9 protein-coding genes and 1 pseudogene are annotated in these 18,748 nt (G+C 56.0%); 4 read left to right on the top strand and 6 right to left on the bottom strand.

Annotated features, from left to right (window positions below):
* Positions 1-281 precede the first annotated feature (281 nt).
* The 3 genes from L5014_RS33040 to L5014_RS33030 are packed head-to-tail and all read left to right on the top strand — an operon-like array spanning position 282 to position 6,287.
* On the top strand, positions 282-1,868 hold the full coding sequence (locus tag L5014_RS33040) for a type I restriction-modification system subunit M (RefSeq protein WP_238467995.1): 1,587 nt from the start codon (positions 282-284) through the stop codon (positions 1,866-1,868).
* Positions 1,858-3,168 (top strand): restriction endonuclease subunit S, encoded by a 1,311-nt coding sequence (locus L5014_RS33035; protein WP_238467994.1) that lies wholly within the window; start codon positions 1,858-1,860, stop codon positions 3,166-3,168. Before L5014_RS33040 ends, L5014_RS33035 begins: the two co-directional genes overlap by 11 nt.
* Positions 3,165-6,287 carry a type I restriction endonuclease subunit R gene (locus tag L5014_RS33030; protein ID WP_238467993.1) on the top strand — a complete coding sequence of 1,041 codons (3,123 nt, stop codon included), beginning with the start codon at positions 3,165-3,167 and terminating at the stop codon, positions 6,285-6,287. The genes L5014_RS33035 and L5014_RS33030 overlap by 4 nt, the downstream gene beginning before the upstream one ends.
* Before the next feature lie 289 nt (positions 6,288-6,576).
* Here L5014_RS33030 and L5014_RS33025 read toward each other — a convergent pair whose 3' ends face one another.
* The 6 genes from L5014_RS33025 to L5014_RS33000 form a co-directional block, all read right to left on the bottom strand.
* Positions 6,577-7,197 carry a hypothetical protein gene (locus L5014_RS33025; protein ID WP_238467992.1) on the bottom strand — a complete coding sequence of 207 codons (621 nt, stop codon included), beginning with the start codon at positions 7,195-7,197 and terminating at the stop codon, positions 6,577-6,579.
* Between the two features lie 459 nt (positions 7,198-7,656).
* Positions 7,657-8,127 carry a surface-adhesin E family protein gene (locus L5014_RS33020; protein WP_338019370.1) on the bottom strand — a complete coding sequence of 157 codons (471 nt, stop codon included), beginning with the start codon at positions 8,125-8,127 and terminating at the stop codon, positions 7,657-7,659.
* A 271-nt stretch (positions 8,128-8,398) separates the two neighbouring features.
* Positions 8,399-8,788, bottom strand: coding sequence for a hypothetical protein (locus L5014_RS33015; RefSeq protein ID WP_238467990.1), 390 nt, complete (start codon positions 8,786-8,788; stop codon positions 8,399-8,401).
* 390 nt (positions 8,789-9,178) lie between these two features.
* Positions 9,179-13,186 carry a PIN domain-containing protein gene (locus L5014_RS33010; protein WP_238467989.1) on the bottom strand — a complete coding sequence of 1,336 codons (4,008 nt, stop codon included), beginning with the start codon at positions 13,184-13,186 and terminating at the stop codon, positions 9,179-9,181.
* Between the two features lie 368 nt (positions 13,187-13,554).
* Positions 13,555-16,281, bottom strand: coding sequence for a P-loop NTPase fold protein (locus tag L5014_RS33005; RefSeq protein WP_238467988.1), 2,727 nt, complete (start codon positions 16,279-16,281; stop codon positions 13,555-13,557).
* Positions 16,282-16,490: 209 nt separating this feature from the next.
* Positions 16,491-16,709: a hypothetical protein gene (locus L5014_RS33000; protein WP_238467987.1), complete on the bottom strand. Its 219-nt coding sequence runs from the start codon at positions 16,707-16,709 to the stop codon at positions 16,491-16,493.
* A gap of 101 nt (positions 16,710-16,810) precedes the next feature.
* Between L5014_RS33000 and L5014_RS32995 the strand changes: the two are divergent.
* Positions 16,811-17,365: pseudogene (locus L5014_RS32995) on the top strand (SOS response-associated peptidase family protein); the annotation flags it as partial.
* Positions 17,366-18,748 lie beyond the last annotated feature (1,383 nt).

Here is an 18,748-nt window from a genome sequence, read left to right as displayed (position 1 = left end):
CCTGCCCCCACCGTACCCTCTCATAAAATGGGGGCCTGACCTAGCGGGCGGTCAAAGCGACAAAAAGGCGCATTCGCGGTACTGCGTGCCGGCATTGCACCGGCTTGGGTTTACCAACGTAGGCAATGCTGCCGGAATTTTCAAGCTTGTTGGACTCTCCGCCGGGGGCGGTGATATCAAAGATGCCCTTCCAGCCAGCGACTATTCCGCGCCGACACATGAGGCCGGTTTCGAGACAGGCCCGGTATCATCCTGACTTCGCACCGATACTCGGCATCACAATGAACCAAGACCTGAAAAAGACGCTCTGGGCCGCAGCCGACAAGCTACGCGCTTCCATGGACGCCGCAGAATACAAGCATCTGGTCCTCGGCCTGATTTTCCTTAAATACATTTCGGATGCATTCGACGAGCGGCGTGCGCAACTCTCTACTGCATTTGCCGACGAGAATGACGAGCTGTATCTGCCCGATGCTGCAGACCATGTCGAGGCGCTAGAAGAGCGCGACTATTACACGATGGCAAATGTCTTCTGGGTGCCTGCGGTAGCACGCTGGGAAACACTACGCGCGCAGGCAAAACAGGCCGACATTGGCGTGCGGATTGACGCCGCGCTCGAAGCCATCGAGGCTGATAATCCACGCCTCAAAAGCATTCTCGACAAACGTTTCGGCCGCACGCAACTCGAACCGGGCAAGCTCGGCGAGCTGGTGGACCTGATTTCGAAGATAGGCTTCGGCGAAGGCCACCGCGCGAAAGATTTGCTAGGCGAGGTGTACGAATACTTCCTAGGTCAGTTCGCCACCGCCGAAGGTAAGAAGGGCGGGCAGTTCTACACGCCCGCCTCGGTGGTTCGCGTCCTGGTCGAGGTGCTGGCACCCCATCAGGGGCGGGTCTATGACCCATGTTGCGGCTCGGGCGGCATGTTCGTGCAGAGCGAGAAGTTCATTGAGTCACATGGCGGACGCGCCGACGACATCAGCATTTACGGCCAGGAAGCCAATCCGACCACGTGGCGCCTGGTTGCCATGAACCTAGCGATTCGCGGCTTCGCGGCGGACTTGGGCAAAGAGCCTGCCGATACGTTTCACCGTGACCAGCATCCGGACTTGCGTGCCGACTATGTACTGGCGAACCCGCCGTTCAACATCAGCGACTGGGGCGGTGAGCGTCTCGCAGATGACCGGCGCTGGGCGCACGGCACGCCTCCCGCTGGTAACGCGAACTACGCGTGGCTCCAGCACATCATGCACCACCTGAGTCCGCGCGGTCAGGCGGGGGTGGTGCTAGCCAACGGCAGTATGAGCAGCAACCAGAGCGGCGAAGGCAACATTCGGCGTGCCATGGTTGAGGCCGATGTCGTTGATGTGATGGTTGCATTGCCGCCGCAACTGTTCCTGAACACTCAGATTCCGGCGTGCCTCTGGTTCTTAGCCAAAGACAAGAGTGGTGCCCCGATTGCTGGTGCGAAGCCGGTTCGTGACCGGCGAGGCGAAGTGCTGTTCATCGACGCACGCAAGTTGGGACGCATGGAATCGCGAGTAGTGCGGGTTTTCGACGACGAGGACGTCGCGAAGATTGCCGCGACCGTGCATCGTTGGCGTGCCGATGGTGAGGATGGCGCCGATGAGCCCTATGTCAACGTGCCGGGCTTTTGCTGCGCGGTGAAACTGGCCGAGATTGCTGAGCATGGGCACGTGCTCACGCCTGGCCGCTATGTCGGTGCGGAAGAAACCGAGGATGACGACGAGGCGTTCGGCGACAAGATGGAATTCCTGACGTCGCAGCTTGCTGAGCAAATGGCGAAGGCGGCGGAGTTGGATGCGGTAATTCGGGATAAGCTGGGGAGCGTCGGATATGCCGTCTGACGTACGCCCACTTCGAGATTTGTGTAGCCTCATCGCTGACTGTCCGCACAGTACACCTGTATGGACAGATTCAGGATATCTCGTCATTCGAAACCAGAATATCAAGGGCGGGCGACTAGATTTGTCGTCACCGTCATTCACTGATGCCGAGCATTTTGAACATCGAATTCGACGTGCGAAGCCAACTGAGGGTGACATAATTTTCACCCGAGAAGCCCCGATGGGAGAAGTTTGCATGATTCCCGAGGGGCTCGAATGTTGTGTTGGACAGCGACAAGTACTTTTGCGACCAAACCCGGATGTGGTCGATGGCCGCTATTTGCTGTACGCCCTCCAATCTCCTCAAGTACAGCACGAGATAGGCTGGAATGAAGGAACGGGGTCGACGGTAAGTAATGTTCGCATCCCCGTTCTGGAATCGTTGAAGATTCCGACTCCTCTCATTGACGTGCAGCGGGAAATTGGCTCGGTGCTCGGAGCTCTCGACGACCGCATCGACCTCCTGCGGCAGACTAACGCTACGCTCGAATCTATCGCCCAGGTCCTGTTCAAAAGCTGGCTCATCGACTTCGACCCGGTGCGTGCGAAAGCAGAGGGCCGCGAGCCCGACGGTATGGATGCGGGAACGGCAGCGTTATTTCCCGATTCGTTCGAGGATTCGGCATTGGGTGCAATTCCCAAGGGATGGAGTACCACAACTTTGGGCGATGCGTTCGAATTGAATCCAACTCGCTCGCTGGTCAAAGGAACAGACGCCGTTTATTTGGAAATGGCAAACACGCCGACTGTCGGACATTGTCCATTAGAGCGCGTGGGAACACGGCCATTCGGCTCAGGTTGCAAGTTCATGAATGGAGATGCCCTGCTCGCAAAAATCACCCCGTGCTTAGAAAACGGCAAAGCGGCATTTGTTGATTTTCTTGGGGAAGGTGAAATTGGCTGGGGCTCAACTGAATTCATCGTATTGCGCTCAGGGCCGAAGTTCCCAACATACTGTGCGTATCTGCTGGCTAGGTACGAGCCATTCCGGCAGTTTGCTATTCAGGCGATGACGGGTACGAGTGGTCGTCAACGTGTAGAGCTATCGCGACTGAAGCAGTTTTCACTGGTCTCGCCTCCTGACGAGCGTATCGCCATTGCTATCAATGCCGAGTTTGCCAATATACAGGCCCGGATTTCGTTAAACGACAATCAGGCGAAAACGCTTGCCGAACTGCGTGACGCGCTTCTTCCACGCTTGATATCCGGTAAACTTCGCCTCCCAGAAGCGGAGGCCCAACTCAACGAGGCGTTAGCATGAGCGGCATAACCGAGGACGCAGTCGAACAGGCAATGCTTGAATGGCTGGCCGCCCTCGGCTGGCAGGCCGCGCGTGGCGCGGATATCTCTCCCCCGGATGCCAAGACGCCAGGTACCGAACGTGACACCTATCGCGACGTGATGCTGCGCCACCGCCTGGCCGCCGCCATCGCGAAGCTGAACCCGCACATTCCGTCCGTCGCACGCGACGACGCGCTGCGTCATGTGCTGACTCCGAACATCCCCGGCCTCGTTAACGCCAATCGCCGGCTCTCCCGATGGCTCGTGGACGGCGTTCCGGTCGAGTTTCAGAAAAACGGCGAAACACGCGGCGACCGCGTGCGCCTAGTCGATTTCACTGACATCGCCGCGAACGACTGGCTCGCGGTCAACCAGCTCGCCATCCAGGGGCCGAAGCAGGTTCGTCGCCCCGATGTCGTCCTGTATCTCAACGGCCTGCCGATTGTCGTAGTCGAGCTGAAGAACCCCGGCGAAAAGAACGCCGACATCTGGGCCGCCTGGAACCAGCTTCAGGCTTACCATCAAGACATCCCCGACCTGTTCAACGCCAACGCGCTTGAGGTCATCTCGGACGGCACCACCGCCCGCACGGGCTCCCTTACGTCGAACAAAGAACGCTTCCTGGCATGGCGCACCATCGACGGCCATGAGACCGACCCACTCGGCGCAATGCATGAGCTGGAAACTCTGACGCGCGGCTTGTTTCGGCGCGACTACCTGCTCGAGTACCTGCATCACTTCATTCTGTTCGAGGACGACGGTCAACTGTGCAAGAAGGTTGCCGCTTACCATCAGTTCCACGCCGTCCGTGCGGTCGTGCAAAGCGTGCTGCAAGCCTCAGCCCCCGGCGGCTCGCGCAAAGGCGGTGTCGTCTGGCATACGCAGGGCGCAGGCAAGAGCATTGAGATGACCTGTCTGGCTGGTGCGCTGATGGCCCACGAAGACATGGGTAACCCGACGCTCGTGGTCGTGACAGACCGCAATGACCTCGACAACCAGCTATTCGGAGTGTTTGCGGGGGCGAAAGAACTGTTGCGCGAAACCCCGGTACAGGCGGACACTCGACCTAAACTGCGCCGCCTATTAGCAAATCGCCCGTCCGGCGGCATCATCTTCACGACCATCCAGAAGTTCACCCCCGGCGCGGACGAAGACACGTTTCCCGTGCTTTCTGACCGCCGCAATATTGTAGTTATCTGCGACGAGGCCCACCGCAGCCAGTACGGCTTCGACGCCCGCCTTCCGAATACGGACGGCAGAAGCGAAAGCATGAGTGTCCGCTATGGGTACGCACAGTATCTTCGCGATGCGCTGCCAGAAGCCACCTTTGTCGCATTCACCGGCACGCCGGTATCGCTCGATGACCGCGACACTCGCGCCGTGTTCGGCGACTACGTCCATATCTACGACATCGAGCAGGCGGTGAAGGATGGCGCTACGGTGCCCATCTACTACGAGAGCCGTCTCGCCAGACTACAGCTGAAGGAGGAAGACGCTGACGCACTCGATGACGAGGTGGACGAACTTACCGAGGACGAAGAAAGCGACGAGACCAGGGTCGCGACGCTGCGTCGATGGGCTGCGCTGGAGAAAATCGTTGGTGCCCCGCCGCGTATCCAGAAAATTGCTGCCGACATCGTCAGCCACTTCGAGAACCGCCAGTCCGTCATGGACGGCAAGGCAATGATTGTCGCGATGAGCCGCGACATTTGCGTGCATCTGTACAACGCGATTATCCAGCTTCGCCCGGAATGGCATAGCGACGACCCGACACAGGGTGCCATCAAGATAGTGATGACCGGTTCGGCGTCCGACAAGACGATGCTTAAGCCGCACATCTACGCGAAGAAGGTACGCGACGACCTCGAAAAGCGCTTCAAAGACCCAGACGACCCGTTCAAGCTTGTCATCGTCCGCGACATGTGGCTGACCGGCTTCGATGCGCCGTGCATGCACACGATTTACATCGACAAGCCGATGCGCGGTCACAACCTGATGCAGGCCATCGCGCGCGTGAACCGGGTATTCAAAGACAAACCTGGTGGCCTGGTGGTTGATTACATCGGCATTGCGAACGAGCTGAAATCGGCACTCGCGACTTACACACAGGCCCACGGACGCGGCAGACCGACCATCGACGCGCACGAAGCCTTGGCTATCCTAGCCGAGAAGATGGACGTTCTGCACGACATGCTGCACGGCGTCGATTACACGGCGTTTTGCACCCAGGCATGGCAACTACTGCCAGACGTGGCAAACCATGTACTCGGTCAAGGCGACGGCAAGAAACGCTTTGCCGACACCGTGCTTGCCGCGAGCAAAGCGTTCGCGTTGTGCTGCACGCTTGACGGTGCGCTTGCCTATCGCGACGAGCTAGCCTTCCTGCAGGCCGTGAAGGCCGCGCTTATCAAGCATGACGGCGCTGACAAGGCGCTAACCGACGAGCAGAAAGAACATGCGCTGCGGCAAATCATCAGCAGAGCCGTGGTCAGCGACCAGGTCATCGACATCTTCTCTGCGGCGGGACTGAAGCGTCCCGACATCAGCATACTCTCCGATGGCTTTCTCGAGGATGTGCGCCACATGCAGCAACGCAACCTAGCCGTCGAGCTGCTGGAGCGCCTGCTAAGAGACCAAATCAAGTCGCGTTTTAAGACCAACGTCGTGCAGAGCGCGAAATTCTCGGAACTATTGCAACAGAGCCTGACGCGTTACCGCAATCGTGCCGTGGAGACCGCCCAGGTCATCGAGGAACTGATTGTGATGGCGAAGACGTTCCAAGCTGAGGCTCAGCGCGGTATGGAGCTGGGTCTAAGCCCCGATGAAATGGCGTTTTATGATGCTCTGGCGACCAACGAAGCCGCTGTGCGCGAGCTGGGCAATGACACGCTCAAGAAAATCGCAGTTGAACTGGTCATGAAGCTGCGGGGCTCGGTCACGGTCGATTGGTCGAAGCGGGAAACTGTGCGTGCAAGGTTGCGTGTGATGGTCAAAACCCTGCTCAAACGCTACAAATACCCGCCGGACCGGCAGGAGGAGGCGACGGACACAGTGCTGTCGCAGGCGGAATCGCTTTCACTAGCCTGGGTCGGAGCATAGAGAGCAAAAGCGGGCCATCGCAACTGCTGAATTGCGGCCTTTCCGATTCTAGGTTCTACGGGTATGAGTCGACCTTGATATCGTGCGGGTCGTGCAGGAAATCGTGACGCACCTCTGGCAGCGCCATACCAAAGGTAAATTGTGACGGTAGATGAAGTAGCATTTCTTATTCGTCAGCGAGCACGCGGGCGCTAACGCTTTCCGCGTGGCGATTTGCACTGAAGTGTCAACAAAGACGGCGAGACCGTCATCGACGAGGAATCGTCTCGTATCCAGTGACCGCAGATATTTAGAACCTGCCCCCCATCCCCGGCAGCCTAATCTCGTGAGCGTTTTGGGGCGGCTCCATCGTGTACTCATATTTTAGTTCGTGTATCAGGTAATCCTCCATCGCAACTGTTTTCACACCTTGGGATTTAGATACTCCGAAGACCGAAGCGTATGCGGTCGGGCTGATGGTACCGCTACTCCGGCCGTCAGGACGTTTTAACCTTAGAAATTCATCCAGATAAGCATTAAAACTGTCCTTCGACAACCCTGCGTCAAACATCGCGTTGAGCGTTTTGGGTTCTTTCGCTGAGAAGTAGGTTTCGGCAGCTAGGCCTAGCCACGGTTTATCGTCATCTCTTTTCTGTACTTCATAGCCATAAACGATGAAATGATGAGCGTCACGAGCGCTGAGTGTCGCCGCCGCATTCGCAAAGTTCGCAAATTTCCCACGCTCCGATGACAGTGTGTCGTAACTGCGCTTAAACTCAATCAGAACCAACCTCGAATCGCTTGCGAAGATACCGTCGCCGGCGCGTTCCTCGACACCGGCAAGCGGCGCCGCGAAGTCGACTTTCTTTTCAGTTTGGAGAATGAACGCGTACTCGACGGTTTTCTCCCACCAAGTGAACGATGCTGTCATTTTCTTCAGTTTCCTTTCTGCAGTGGCACGACACTAATATGTTAAAACGATGCGTAGTTGACGAGCGATAGCCGACCGGTTTGTAGACGTCCTCATTTGTTGCACCTTCATCAACAACGGGAATGCGAACTCTCATCCCAACAATCGCATGCTGGACAATTACAAACTACAGGGGTGACCTTCTGCTTGTTTCGCACGAAGTTAGGTGCCACCGTTGTCCAGGCTGAGAGCTTCGACAAGCCAAAATGCGAGTACGATGGCATTCCCCAAGCCGGTATGTCTCGAAATCTGACCGTTGTTCGCCGCGGCTAAAGGACATCGATTCGCCCGCCAGAGCGACAGCAATTGAAGCCGTAATCTGCCGAGGTCATCGCCTAGAGCGATTTCCGGCCCGCGACAGTCCGCCACGCCACTGCATTCACAATGACGGCCCCGAAGTGCTCTCGCGTCGGAAAACAATCAGTCAAAGAAGCCCTCATTCGCGGCTTGGATACGTTTTTCAAGCGTCTCAGGAACGCGCACCACGGGCGTCCACCAGCCATTTGTAGGCTTGCAGGCAAACTGTTCGATTGCTTGCTGCATTGAGTCCGGCACAACATTCTGGAAGCCTTGCTCGACAGGAATACTCGAAGCTTGACCGCCTCTGTCGTAGCCGACCTCCTGAAGGAGCTGGTACTTATGCTCTCGACAATCGAAGGCGTATAGCCCCTTCATGTACACGGCCTGCCCTGGTTTCAGCGTCGTCGCGCCGTGGGCCACCCAGACGCGGGCGGAATCACCTGACCTGACAAGCGACTCCTTGTTTGCGAGCAACATGCCGTATGCCGATGAGTTATACGAGGACCATTCTGCGACCGAACCCGTCGAAGCACACGCACAACATGCAATCCCGAATACGGTCACCAATATTCCCCGCAAACGCTTAACCATTGACCACTCCTTAAATAGAATACACGTTAACGGCAAGCGGGCAGAGAAGCTTTAAGACTTGCTGGCATATCCGTCGTTTTATGGGTGCGGCCAGCCTAGCTGCATATGGCCTCTTCTCTGAACATACCAAGTCTGGTCGTCACTTGTGCAAGCTGTAATCAACGAGCTTGCGGTCACACAATAGCGTCGCCCAATTCGCCCGTGCCTCATAAACCGGCATCGAGTTGCCGGGTGAAAATGTTCGTCTTATCGTCCTTCCTAAGCAGACCTCTTACTCCTCATCGCTAAGAATGCAGATTTCATAGAGGTCGAAGCTAAGAGTCTCATAGTCGAGGCTTTCGAGCGTCAAGTTTGCAGGAATAGCAAAGCCAAGGCCGCGGAGATGCTCTGCGTGCTTTGAGGGGATGGCAATTCCAGAAGAACCATCGTGTCCAGTGCCGTCTAGGTTTACTGAGTAAAGCTGCCTTCCCTCGCCGTGTGGCTTCGCATACACGTGCGCGTGACGTTGCGTCAACGTATTGGTATTCGCAGGGTCCACGCGAAACGAGTTTCGAGTTCCCGGAATTGGTTTGTAAATCTCATGTTCTAGCGCGAGGGAAAGCTCGGACAGTTTTCGCTCCCTCTCCTCAACCTCTTTCAAGAATTGCTTGAATCCTTTCATTAGCGCCACCGATAGTATGTAACAGCGCGGCTCATTTGCCGCTCCAAGTTGGGCAACAATGGAGGCTTGATTAAATCCGTCGAATCTTAGCCTCTTTACTGATGCGACCGTTCAGAATAATGCGATTTTAGTGCGAATGCTAAGCACCCGGAGGCGCGCCGCACGTTGGCGCCTCATTTTGCGAACCGAGTTCAAGCTGCCCCGGCGAGCCCCGCCGGAAGCGTTGCTAGCTGCCGCTGCCCTGTTCACCGCCGTGAGGCGTGGTGCCAACAGTTAGCCGACCAGCTCGCACACCAAGATGAGCCCCGACACCTTCGAGGCTTCGCACCTGCCCGACGATGCTCTTATACGGCGCGTACCCGCTGCCGACGACGCGCTTGTCAAAGTGCCCTAGACTGCGTTGGTTGACTCGCTGAACCTGTACATAGGTCGAGCGCAGCAGTACACGGGGGCAACGTTGAGCGAACACGCGGCAAGCTCATCTATTGTTCGCTCAATCGCCAGACGCCGAGCCTTAGCTATCGACGCGGAAAGAAATCGCTGCCACAAAGCTTGCTCTTCTGCCACCTTCGGCGCCTCCATCGGATGCGCACGCTCGGGTTCAAATCCCGTTTTCACAATCTGGACGACGCCCCAATCAAGCGAGGTATGCACGAGGGTCGGATTTGCGTCCCCGCGCGCGAACAGCAGCGGCACGAAGGTCTCGATAATTCGACCTAGGGCGGCAAGCGTCGCACCACCTAATGCCGCGCGATTGAGCGATTCGCCGACAAACAGTACAGCGCTTCTCCACTCTACGGACGGGTTGGCAATATATTTCAATAACGCACGCATCGCAAAGTGCTGGAAGTCCATGGGCTGCGATAGTAGCCACATGAAATCCATCGCGTTTATCGCGACGTGCGTCCGACGCTTGATTAGGCTTGTGAACACAAACTGCGAATACTCTCGGGTTGAGCACAAGTCTGCGTTGCCTGCGGCAGTGACGTATGCTTGCGGCCAAACTCCTTTGATGGCGCCGACGATATTGGCCAGCTCCCGAAGACGACCGTCCAGCGTAAGAAAGAGAGCATTCTTCTCAAGAGCAAGGAGGAGCGCATCGTACGATTCTTCGTCGATTAATTGGCGGAACTTTAGAAGGTCAGGAGGGGGGTCTTCAACTCCATAGACGGGAACGACTTGGCAATATTTGTCCACGCACCCGCGCAGGCGAAGGAGATAAGCACGCCGCTTCTCGTGATAGGACTCGTCGAGTTCCGTCAGGACGATACGGCCATCTTGCTCCGCCATATTCGCTCTGCTCTTGTTGCCTTCTTCCTCTGAGATAAGGTTGTCTAGTTGGCCTGATGCCGAAGCGGCGAGATATACGACGCGACTGTAGGCCAATACTTTCTCGAGACCGACTGCCAACAATTCGTTCACAGTCGCAAGGTCAACTACCAAGGCCTGGTCTTTAGCCTTCAGATGAGTCTCAGCCTCCAGGCGCTCCTTGGGTGTTCCATTGCAGACATACAGATTCGCCTCCACGCTCTGCGGCCAATCTCCAGATACCACGGCGGCTGATGTTCCTAGAAGTTTGGCCACCATACCCACGGTGACCTGACCACGCTGATACGCATCGAACACGTAGCGTACGCGGTCGCTCCGTTGTTTGAGCATCTCCAAAATGCGTGACAGGTCGTACTCACCATCGGGAGTTTTATGCAAGTCTACAGATTTCAGACTTGCACTTTTTCCGACTGATTTTCGAATGAGTTCTTGCGCAAGATGCCCCAGCCAGCGGTAAGACGACGTGATGCCGGAGATGACGAATTGCTGGGGCGCGCCCATTCCATCAGAGACGACGATTTCGTCACCGACACGCTTTCCGTTGAGCGACTCGAAGACAGGCGAAGTGGTCGAGAAAAAATTGCTCGTGTCCGAGACCTTACCAAGCCCGTCTGGGTCAACAACTACGGTCTTCGCTTCACCAAACTCATCCGTGAGCGTGACCGCGCAACCGCTAGAGACCAGCGTCGGCTCGGTCGGCACGCTCTCCGGTGGCAACATAAGGATATGGCTGAGGTAGGCCGACGCCGCTTCCGCGCTGGTTAGTGCCTCCCGGAAAGCAAGATACAAGCGTTTGAAACCTCGCTCTTGGGCGCCGAATTCGATTTCCAACCGCGCCAGCTGGGTTCGATACCGAAGTGGGCCCTCCAGCATCAGGGGAATATCTTGTGCGAGGAATTCGCGCAAAGCGCCGGCGCGCTTTTGGGCGATGAAGACTGATGCCCTAAATCCCCACGCGTCTACGCGTTGAGGATGTGCCGCCAGGTGCAGCTCTGCGAGTTTGGACAGTCGCTCCCAATCGCCGGCGTCACGGGCCAACTCCACTGCGTCCTCTCGGACGCTTGAGTCTTCGAGCGCGGCTTCTGGGAAAGAGTTGAGCATCTGCAGCGCGCGCTTTCGCGAGCCACGCTGAACCAGTGCGCTGAAGAGCAACCGGTGGGGCTCGCTGAAATACCCTGTCGGTAGACGCTTTTCGAGGCACGAGACGACATCGTCGAATCGATTCGCAAAGAGGAAAAGCTGCGCAGCCATGACAACATCGCGTGTCGAGGCCGCGGGTGTAACGTCTTTAGATAGGGCGTCAATTGCCGAATCAGCCCAAGGCATTTGCTCCTGCTTCGCAATGGTAAGCGCTGTGACTTTCGCGCTAGTCGACTTCAATTCTTGTGCAGTCACCTCGGTGAGAGCGCCAGCCAGTTCTGCAGTCTTACCTTGTCGAGCAAGAAGGAGCCATCCGAAAGCCTGAAGGTCTTCCGAGTAACGCTTACCTTCCTCCTCTTCATTCAACGCGTGTACAACCGCTTCGAAAACTGGCACATCGCCACGTCGTGCAGCCATCTCAGCGACGATAAGCCGGCCCTCGCTATCGAGATTGGCGATGTTTTCTTTGCCGAAATCGAAGGCATCGTCACCTGACTCAGCTCGGAAGCAACTCTCAAGGCAAACCCGTCCAAGCTGGCCGTCACCAGGAAAACGTTTCACAGCTTCACGCAAGACTTCACGCGCCAAATCGGCACGGTCAATCATCATGTACGCATAACCGAGGCAACCGACGGCCTGACTCAGGGAATGAACGCTCTGCCTGCTCCACAAAACCTTGTCGACTGGCTCGAAAGAAGGAATCTGCTCCGCCAGAGATGTTTTAATCGCAGGCGCAATGATGCCGTTACTCGCGAGCACGCCGTCTTGTGTTGCCTCGTTTACCGTCGCTAGCAGCCGTAGCGAGTTGACTTCAAAACTTCTGTCTCCCTTTTGCTGGGCGGCAGCAGCCATCCGACCTGCTTCCGAAAAGTTGCCGGCAAGAACCGCAAGCCAAGCGAAAACGTGTAAGACGTCCGCAGACTCTCGCATTTCAAGCGGCACCGCCTTCCAATCCGGCGTTAGGCCGCTTCTATCACTCGCTTGCGCCCACGCGGTGAACACCCCTTCCGACGCAGGAAACCGTCGACGTAGTTCGTCACCGAGAGATAGAGCGGCCGGGTAATCTCCGAGGAGCAGCTTGCCTCGGATAGCGTTGCCGGCAATCTTCTCGTCATCTGGCGTGAGGCGATAGGCGGCCGCGAATTCTTCGGCGGCTGCGGCGAAGTCATCCTTCTGCCAGTAACAGAGAGCACGCTGCGTATGCCAACGGGCGCGTTGATGAATGTCGAGTACGCTCAGGTCTCTTCCGAGAATGCTGAGATTGGCGAGTGCGTCATCGAACTTACCGGCAAGCAACTGCGCCTTTACTCCGTCGAGATGCCCATCCATCACCTTATCGAGCGAGCTTGCTCGGGCCTCCGGAATGCTGCGCGCCAACGATTCGGCGGATTGCAACGTCGTCCGCATTTCACTCGCCAACTTTTCGAAGCCAATCTTTTGTTCAGCGAAGGCTTGACGTTGTTCCCAGAAGGCTCCCCCCGGCATATGCGGAGCGAGCAAGAACTGAAGTCGAGGAAACCGCCGGATATAGTTTTCAAGCGTGTCCCAAAAGGCCACGCTAACGCGGAATTTCCCGTCCGCGTGCCGAGCGTCCGACAAATTTGCCGCGTATTCGACCAGTGCGACATCGTTGGGCGCCGTGGTCGCAACAATTAGCTCTTCGATTTTTACTTTTCCGGTGTCCGCGAGCGCGACCTCTTCATCAACGATTTTGGTCGTCAAGGAGGCATATGTCTTCCGCTTGCACTGAACCCCATAGCGCTTCTCCTTGCGCATCGCGAAGATGTCGACGCCGTTCTGTTTTTGCCCGGAACGGCCGTTCTTCGTTGTAGTAGGGTCGTCAAAGACCTCGCTGTAAATGGTATGGCAGAAGTCCTCAAAATCTTCGGCTGTACGCGGCGGCTGCACCCCGGTGCTGTACGGAATCATGTGCTCTCGTTTTGCGTATCTAGTGAATAAGCTTACCGCGCGTCATCCCAAACGGGAAACTGTCGAAGCTGAAAAATCTCCCGCACGGCGTGCCGGCGAATTTTATTGCGACGGTGACTCTCAGCCGGCGATACATGAGACGGACGAATGCCTCTAACCCCTCGTTTTACCTTCCTTTCTTGAGCATTCTCTCTAGTGTACATCTCTTGTTTTTCTGTATGCCCCTTTGTGAAGTTGAGCCCCGCCTTATCCTGGGCGAGGCCTTCAGACGCGTTCCAACGCATCATGAGATGCCCCTCGGAGCCAGAGTCGCCCTTCAGCCGTTCGCCTCGGGCGTTAACTTCGCCACCCCGTCCAGTGTCTCAAGGCTATCCCACGGTACCGGTTGTCTCGCGACTGTTCGTGTATAGAGCGTTCGCCTTCTGAAATTCGAGGCGAAGCAAATCGTTGCGAAACCAACTTTCCCACGAGTGCTGTTCGTCGCCGTTCAAGGAACTGGGTGAGGAATTGACATCGGCGGCAAGTGCCGAAACGATTTCCATCACAAACTTATTGACCCCCCATTTCTCGGCACAAACATCCAGAATCTCAAACGCGTTCATCTGGCGTAGCACGCGACCGAAAATCTCGGCTCGCGGTTTGTCCAACCCAGGTTGTCCATTTGTGTACATCTTGAAAATGTTGAGGCCATGCATTCCTTGCTTCTGTGCGTCAGATGTAAGGCCGCTAGACGCTCTAAAGCCAAATTCGCCATCGTTGGAAAAGATTACAAGATAGATGGTTGCCGCGAGAGCCTCTGTAAATGCGTTGCCATTCGCATATCGCGTCAAAGCTATCGGGAATGTCGTGCTCGAAATTTCCTTGATATATGGTCTCGCACGAACCCTGTCTGCTTGGAATAGAAAAATCGCCCCTTTAACGACAGCATCAATGTCGGTCTTTGCGTCTTGCACGAGACCAACAACTGCAGTTCCGAGTTCGTCGACGAAATCATCGCGTCCCTGCCTGCGATGATGTGTCAGCAGGCTCAGTGCCGCATCTGAGAATCCCGAGGAGGCTTGGCTGCGAAGCCAATCAAGGTCTGACGTCCAACCGCTTCGACTTGTGCAACGGTTAAGAATCCACTCGTCTTCGGAATTTACGTATCGCGCGCAAAGCTGCGACCACGATTCAGAGTCGACTGGAAGCACGATATTCTCGAAGTCGGATTTGCTGGTGAGTTCCCGTACCTCGGTCAGTGTCAAACAATCTCGTAAGTTAGACGACCAGGTATCAAACTGGTTGGCAACGGCGTTGTTTAAGTATTCTTTCGAGTCGGCAGACACTACAACTATGGCGCGAAGCATGTGCAGAATCAATTGAGCGGTTTCGACTCTGTTCGGCGACAAATCAAGGAGTGCCTGCAGGCCCAGTTTTAGGTCGGGAATATTGAGACGAAGCGACCGGCTATCTGCAAACGCAGAAAGGACGTTGCTGCGGAGGTGCGCTACGGTCGTTGCAGATAGCTTGACCGCGCTCCCTACGCTTTCGGACGATGAAATGAGTGGGATTAGCGCTCGAGTGGCTTGCAATAGTCGCCCCTGTTGCGACGCAAGCTCGGGAATTCCTTCGCGTATGAACCGGTCAAGAATGTGCTCGGTTGCTGGACTACTCTGAACAAGCAGACTGATTCTTTCCGAGTCGGAAGCGTCCAATGCAGCTTCAAGTTGGGGCAGAACAGTGATGTATGAAGCCTCACTGAGTGAGTTCGCGCGATGATGCAACATCGCGAATTGACCAGCGAGGTCAGACTGCCGAAGTATCTTCGTTACTGCTTTCGGCAGGCTATTGTCTGCAGCGGGAAATTGCGAGCCGTACAAAATAAAGGCAGCGAGTACGGCGAGAGGGACCTTGTCTTGCCATTCCAATCTGGCAACGACCAAATCGTTGACGAACGAGACAATCGCTCGCGGTGTGACTTGTGCAGCGCGGCTGTCTTCATAAAGTCGTAGGATGTCTTCATACTCGCCGGAAAGGTCCTCACCGAAAGCACTTGTCAGTGACTGATGAAGGAAATTCTTCCACGAATGGAGCATAAGCGGCGGAAGAGATAGTCTAATTTGAAAGACTTTCTCAAAGAACGACGGCCCATTCTGACGAGCGTCTGACGTATTGCTTCCATGTCCGTTCGCTACCGACGCTTTCAACTTGTTCTCGTCGGCGACCGGGACAATTACCCACAATTTTCTGAACCACGCACGCTTGGAGAACTCTGGATTGTCGAGGAACGAGCGTAGCAACGTCCAAGCGGATTTTGTTTCTGCCGCATCGATTCTGTCGAGGTTATCGACAACGATAACGAGCTTCCGGCCCGGTCGCAACAGCACTGCGTCCATCAGCTCGCCGAATGCTTCCTGAAATTCGATGGACGTTGGTTCTGGTTCTTCTCGTACATCTACGGTCTCGTCTTCGGACGAGCGACGGATGACGAGACCCATTGCTTTGTCAGATAGCAAGTGCAATCCGGCAAACGCGATACCTGCGAGCAGAACCGTGAAGGCGACCAGGGGCAAAGTGTGAAGGTGGTCGGCGAGTCGCTTTTCGAGGGTAGCTAGGAAAGGAGAGACCACGCCCAGACCGATGAGCCCGGAAAGAACAAGTTTTGTGGTCGTCGAGAATACGGGCGATGACCTCTTGTGTGTGGTTTTGAAGCGTCGGCTCAACCGGTCGAGTCGGTCCTTCCAGTATCCGCGACTATGGGAACCGGTCGCTTCTGATAGCCAACCGGTAACGCCAATCTTTGATACGAGCCCCGCAAAGAAAGAGCGGCGCATTGGGTCGCCAGAATGCACCCATGCGTCGTACATAAAGACTGCAATCTCTTCATCGGACTGGTCGTTCGCTTGACTTGACGTCCGATGTTGCTCGAGTGCGTCAACCAAAAGTCGCACTACGGTAGATTTTCCGGAGCCCCATGTACCATCTAGGCGAATTGTCTGGCCACCTTCGGAAGTCAAAACTAAAGAGGCGATAGTCTGAGCAATGCGCTGGTGCGCTCCGCCCAATATGTCTCGTGTTGCCGGTTCATCAATGAGCAGTTTTGGTACGGTTAGCACTTTGCCTCTTCAACGAAGGTCTGATATTGGGTTCTGAGTATCGCCACACACGCTATGGGCTAGACGTCGGCGCGGTTGCGGCCGAACGCCCGCACGGCAGCGGCAGTTGGTTTGCGCCGAAGTTCAAATTGGTCTCTCACAGGCTCGTTTTCATCCGTTTTCGTGCTTTGAGCCTTCTTTGTCACATGCAGGTATCGGTGTGAATTTTGTCAGCCGTGGTTGTCAACCCACGCAAGTGCCCATGAGATACCCACGTCTTGTGCCTCTATCTCCGTGTCGAAAATACCTAACACACCGGAGGCTTCGACAAACCGATTATCGCGAGTGACAGTCCCGCTCGCTGCAAATCGGTCAGGCGACAGCAAGCCTTCCTGATGCGCGATAGCATGACCCCAGACTACATATCCTCGATAGGTTTGTTGCTGCATCCACGCTTTCCCTATGCGACGGCGACCCACGTGCCTGTGGCAATGGCGGCGGTCTGACACCTTCGGGAGGTTCCTTGCCGAAACGCGCTCTAAATATACCGTATCCGGGCTACTACGCGCCCCTTCTCGTCGTCGAAGATGGCGAGCGAGTTATCAAGCCGATGCGCTATCAATGCCGCATTGCCGGAAAGCCCGCGAACTACGACGTCAAGTATCCGGGAACGTATAACGCGCGTCGCGACAATCTTGGTGGATTCTGGAAACCGCTCTTCGGGCATACCCACGGCATCATAATGGTTGACGTGTTCTACGAGAACGTGAGCAAGGCGAAGGCAGAAAGGAGGACACTGGCCAATGGCGAAAAGGACGAGAACCTGGTCATTGAGTTCCGCCCGGAGGATGGTGAGCCGATGTTTGTAGCTTGCCTCTGGTCCCGCTGGACTGCTCTAGGGCAACCGAATCTGTTGTCGTTCGCGCCAATCACCGACGAACCGCCTCCGGAAGTCGCTGCGGCGGGCCATGACCGTTGCATCATCCCCATCAAGCCGGAGCACGTCGAAGCTTGGTTGCATCCCGACCCAAAGGACCTTGCCTCGCTCTACGCAATCCTGGACGACCGGCAACTCCCCTTCTATGAACACCGACTCGCGGCGTAGACCTACCAACTCCGCCCCCTTGTTTCACCTTGCAATGTTTGAGCATTCTCTCTAGCGAACATCTTCTGTTTTTGTGAATGCCCCTTGGTGGAGAGGAGCCCCGCCTTATCCTGAGCGGGGCCTTCAGGCACGTTCAAGCATCATGAGATGCCCCTCGGAGCCAGCGTCGCCCGTCAGCCGTTCGTCTCAGGGCGCTAACTTCGCCACCCTGTCCGGTGTCTCAAGACTATCCCACAGTACCGGCTGTCCCACGACCGCTGCCGTTGATGTCCGACCAGTCGCGCGGCTGCACCGCGGCACGGGCAGCAATACGTATACCGCGAGACTGTGGTCATGATTTTGCATTTGCAGGATGCGCTCGAAAAACTGGCTTCGGCTAGGCGAGATTGTTTGCAAAAAATATTTTGAGGCCGGCCACGACTTGCGAGAAGGCGAACTCAGAAGGTCCGGTTGCTTCGCGCCCTTGTAATGAAGCAAGTGCTTTCAGTGACTGTGAAAGACCGAGCTGCGCAGTCGTATCCCCCTCACTCAAACCTGATGTCGGCGCTCGGTCTTCGGTGCATGCTCACTTAACGCCCCTGTGCATGTTCGCGGACTGGACGAAATCAGTCGATGTGAGTTCGGTCAGGGAGCGAGTCGGCCAATCCGTTCAAAAGTCTGCGGCCGTCTATGTGTGCTGCTACCGGTAAGCCACTATCGTCAAACGATAAGTTAATGATTTCACTGCTCTTGCCGGCGGGGAGTAGTTCAGGCCACTGACATTTCAGCACGCCGCCACCCGGATGCGTAACCTCCACATAGTGAACAGCGTATGGAATATGTTCACGTGGCCACGGTCTGTTTTCCGAGACGTCGCCGGAGAAATCGTTACTGGCTGAAATCAGCGGTCGAATGCCATACGAAAGGCTACCAGCGATTGATAGTTGGCTCGCCCCTTCCCCACATGTGATAGCCCGTTCAATCCGCAGGCGCTCACCATCACGCCATACGAGCATAAGGCACTTTAGTTGAATCTCCGCTACATCATCCGCCCTGAATTTTATGTCCCAGAATGTGTACAACACTTTGGGAGATTCGATTCCAACCCCCGAAAGCATACGAACATCATAAACTGCACCATGTGCGGCCTTGAGACTTTTGCGTTCTGCATTGAAGTCTAGCGAAGTCAAGATTGAAGTAAGGACGAGAGCACTGAGGTAATAGGCAAAAACTTCGCGCCCGTCCGTAATCTCGTCGGGAACCGAAATTCCGTGAGATTGAGGACCCCGATGGGCAGCTCAAACTCCTCCACTTGTGGGCGGCTAAATTCCCCCAGGCAGGACGAGCGGATTATGCGTCGGATTCCTCAGTGACGGCAAGTCTGGCGGCGGCTTCCCGCAGTCG

This window comes from Paraburkholderia tagetis, assembly GCF_022213065.1.
Taxonomy (GTDB): Bacteria; Pseudomonadota; Gammaproteobacteria; order Burkholderiales; family Burkholderiaceae; genus Paraburkholderia; species Paraburkholderia tagetis.
The sequence above is the reverse complement of the archived record's forward strand: the minus strand, read 5'-3'. Positions and strand labels throughout refer to the sequence as shown.

What these genes read in the sequence shown, in the direction of transcription:
- L5014_RS33040 (WP_238467995.1), top strand. Translation starts at nt 282, where the DNA reads ATGAACCAAGACCTGAAAAAGACGCTCTGGGCCGCAGCCGACAAGCTA.
- L5014_RS33035 (WP_238467994.1), top strand. Translation starts at nt 1,858, where the DNA reads ATGCCGTCTGACGTACGCCCACTTCGAGATTTGTGTAGCCTCATCGCT.
- L5014_RS33030 (WP_238467993.1), top strand. Translation starts at nt 3,165, where the DNA reads ATGAGCGGCATAACCGAGGACGCAGTCGAACAGGCAATGCTTGAATGG.
- L5014_RS33025 (WP_238467992.1), bottom strand. Translation starts at nt 7,197, where the DNA reads ATGACAGCATCGTTCACTTGGTGGGAGAAAACCGTCGAGTACGCGTTC.
- L5014_RS33020 (WP_338019370.1), bottom strand. Translation starts at nt 8,127, where the DNA reads ATGGTTAAGCGTTTGCGGGGAATATTGGTGACCGTATTCGGGATTGCA.
- L5014_RS33015 (WP_238467990.1), bottom strand. Translation starts at nt 8,788, where the DNA reads ATGAAAGGATTCAAGCAATTCTTGAAAGAGGTTGAGGAGAGGGAGCGA.
- L5014_RS33010 (WP_238467989.1), bottom strand. Translation starts at nt 13,186, where the DNA reads ATGATTCCGTACAGCACCGGGGTGCAGCCGCCGCGTACAGCCGAAGAT.
- L5014_RS33000 (WP_238467987.1), bottom strand. Translation starts at nt 16,709, where the DNA reads ATGCAGCAACAAACCTATCGAGGATATGTAGTCTGGGGTCATGCTATC.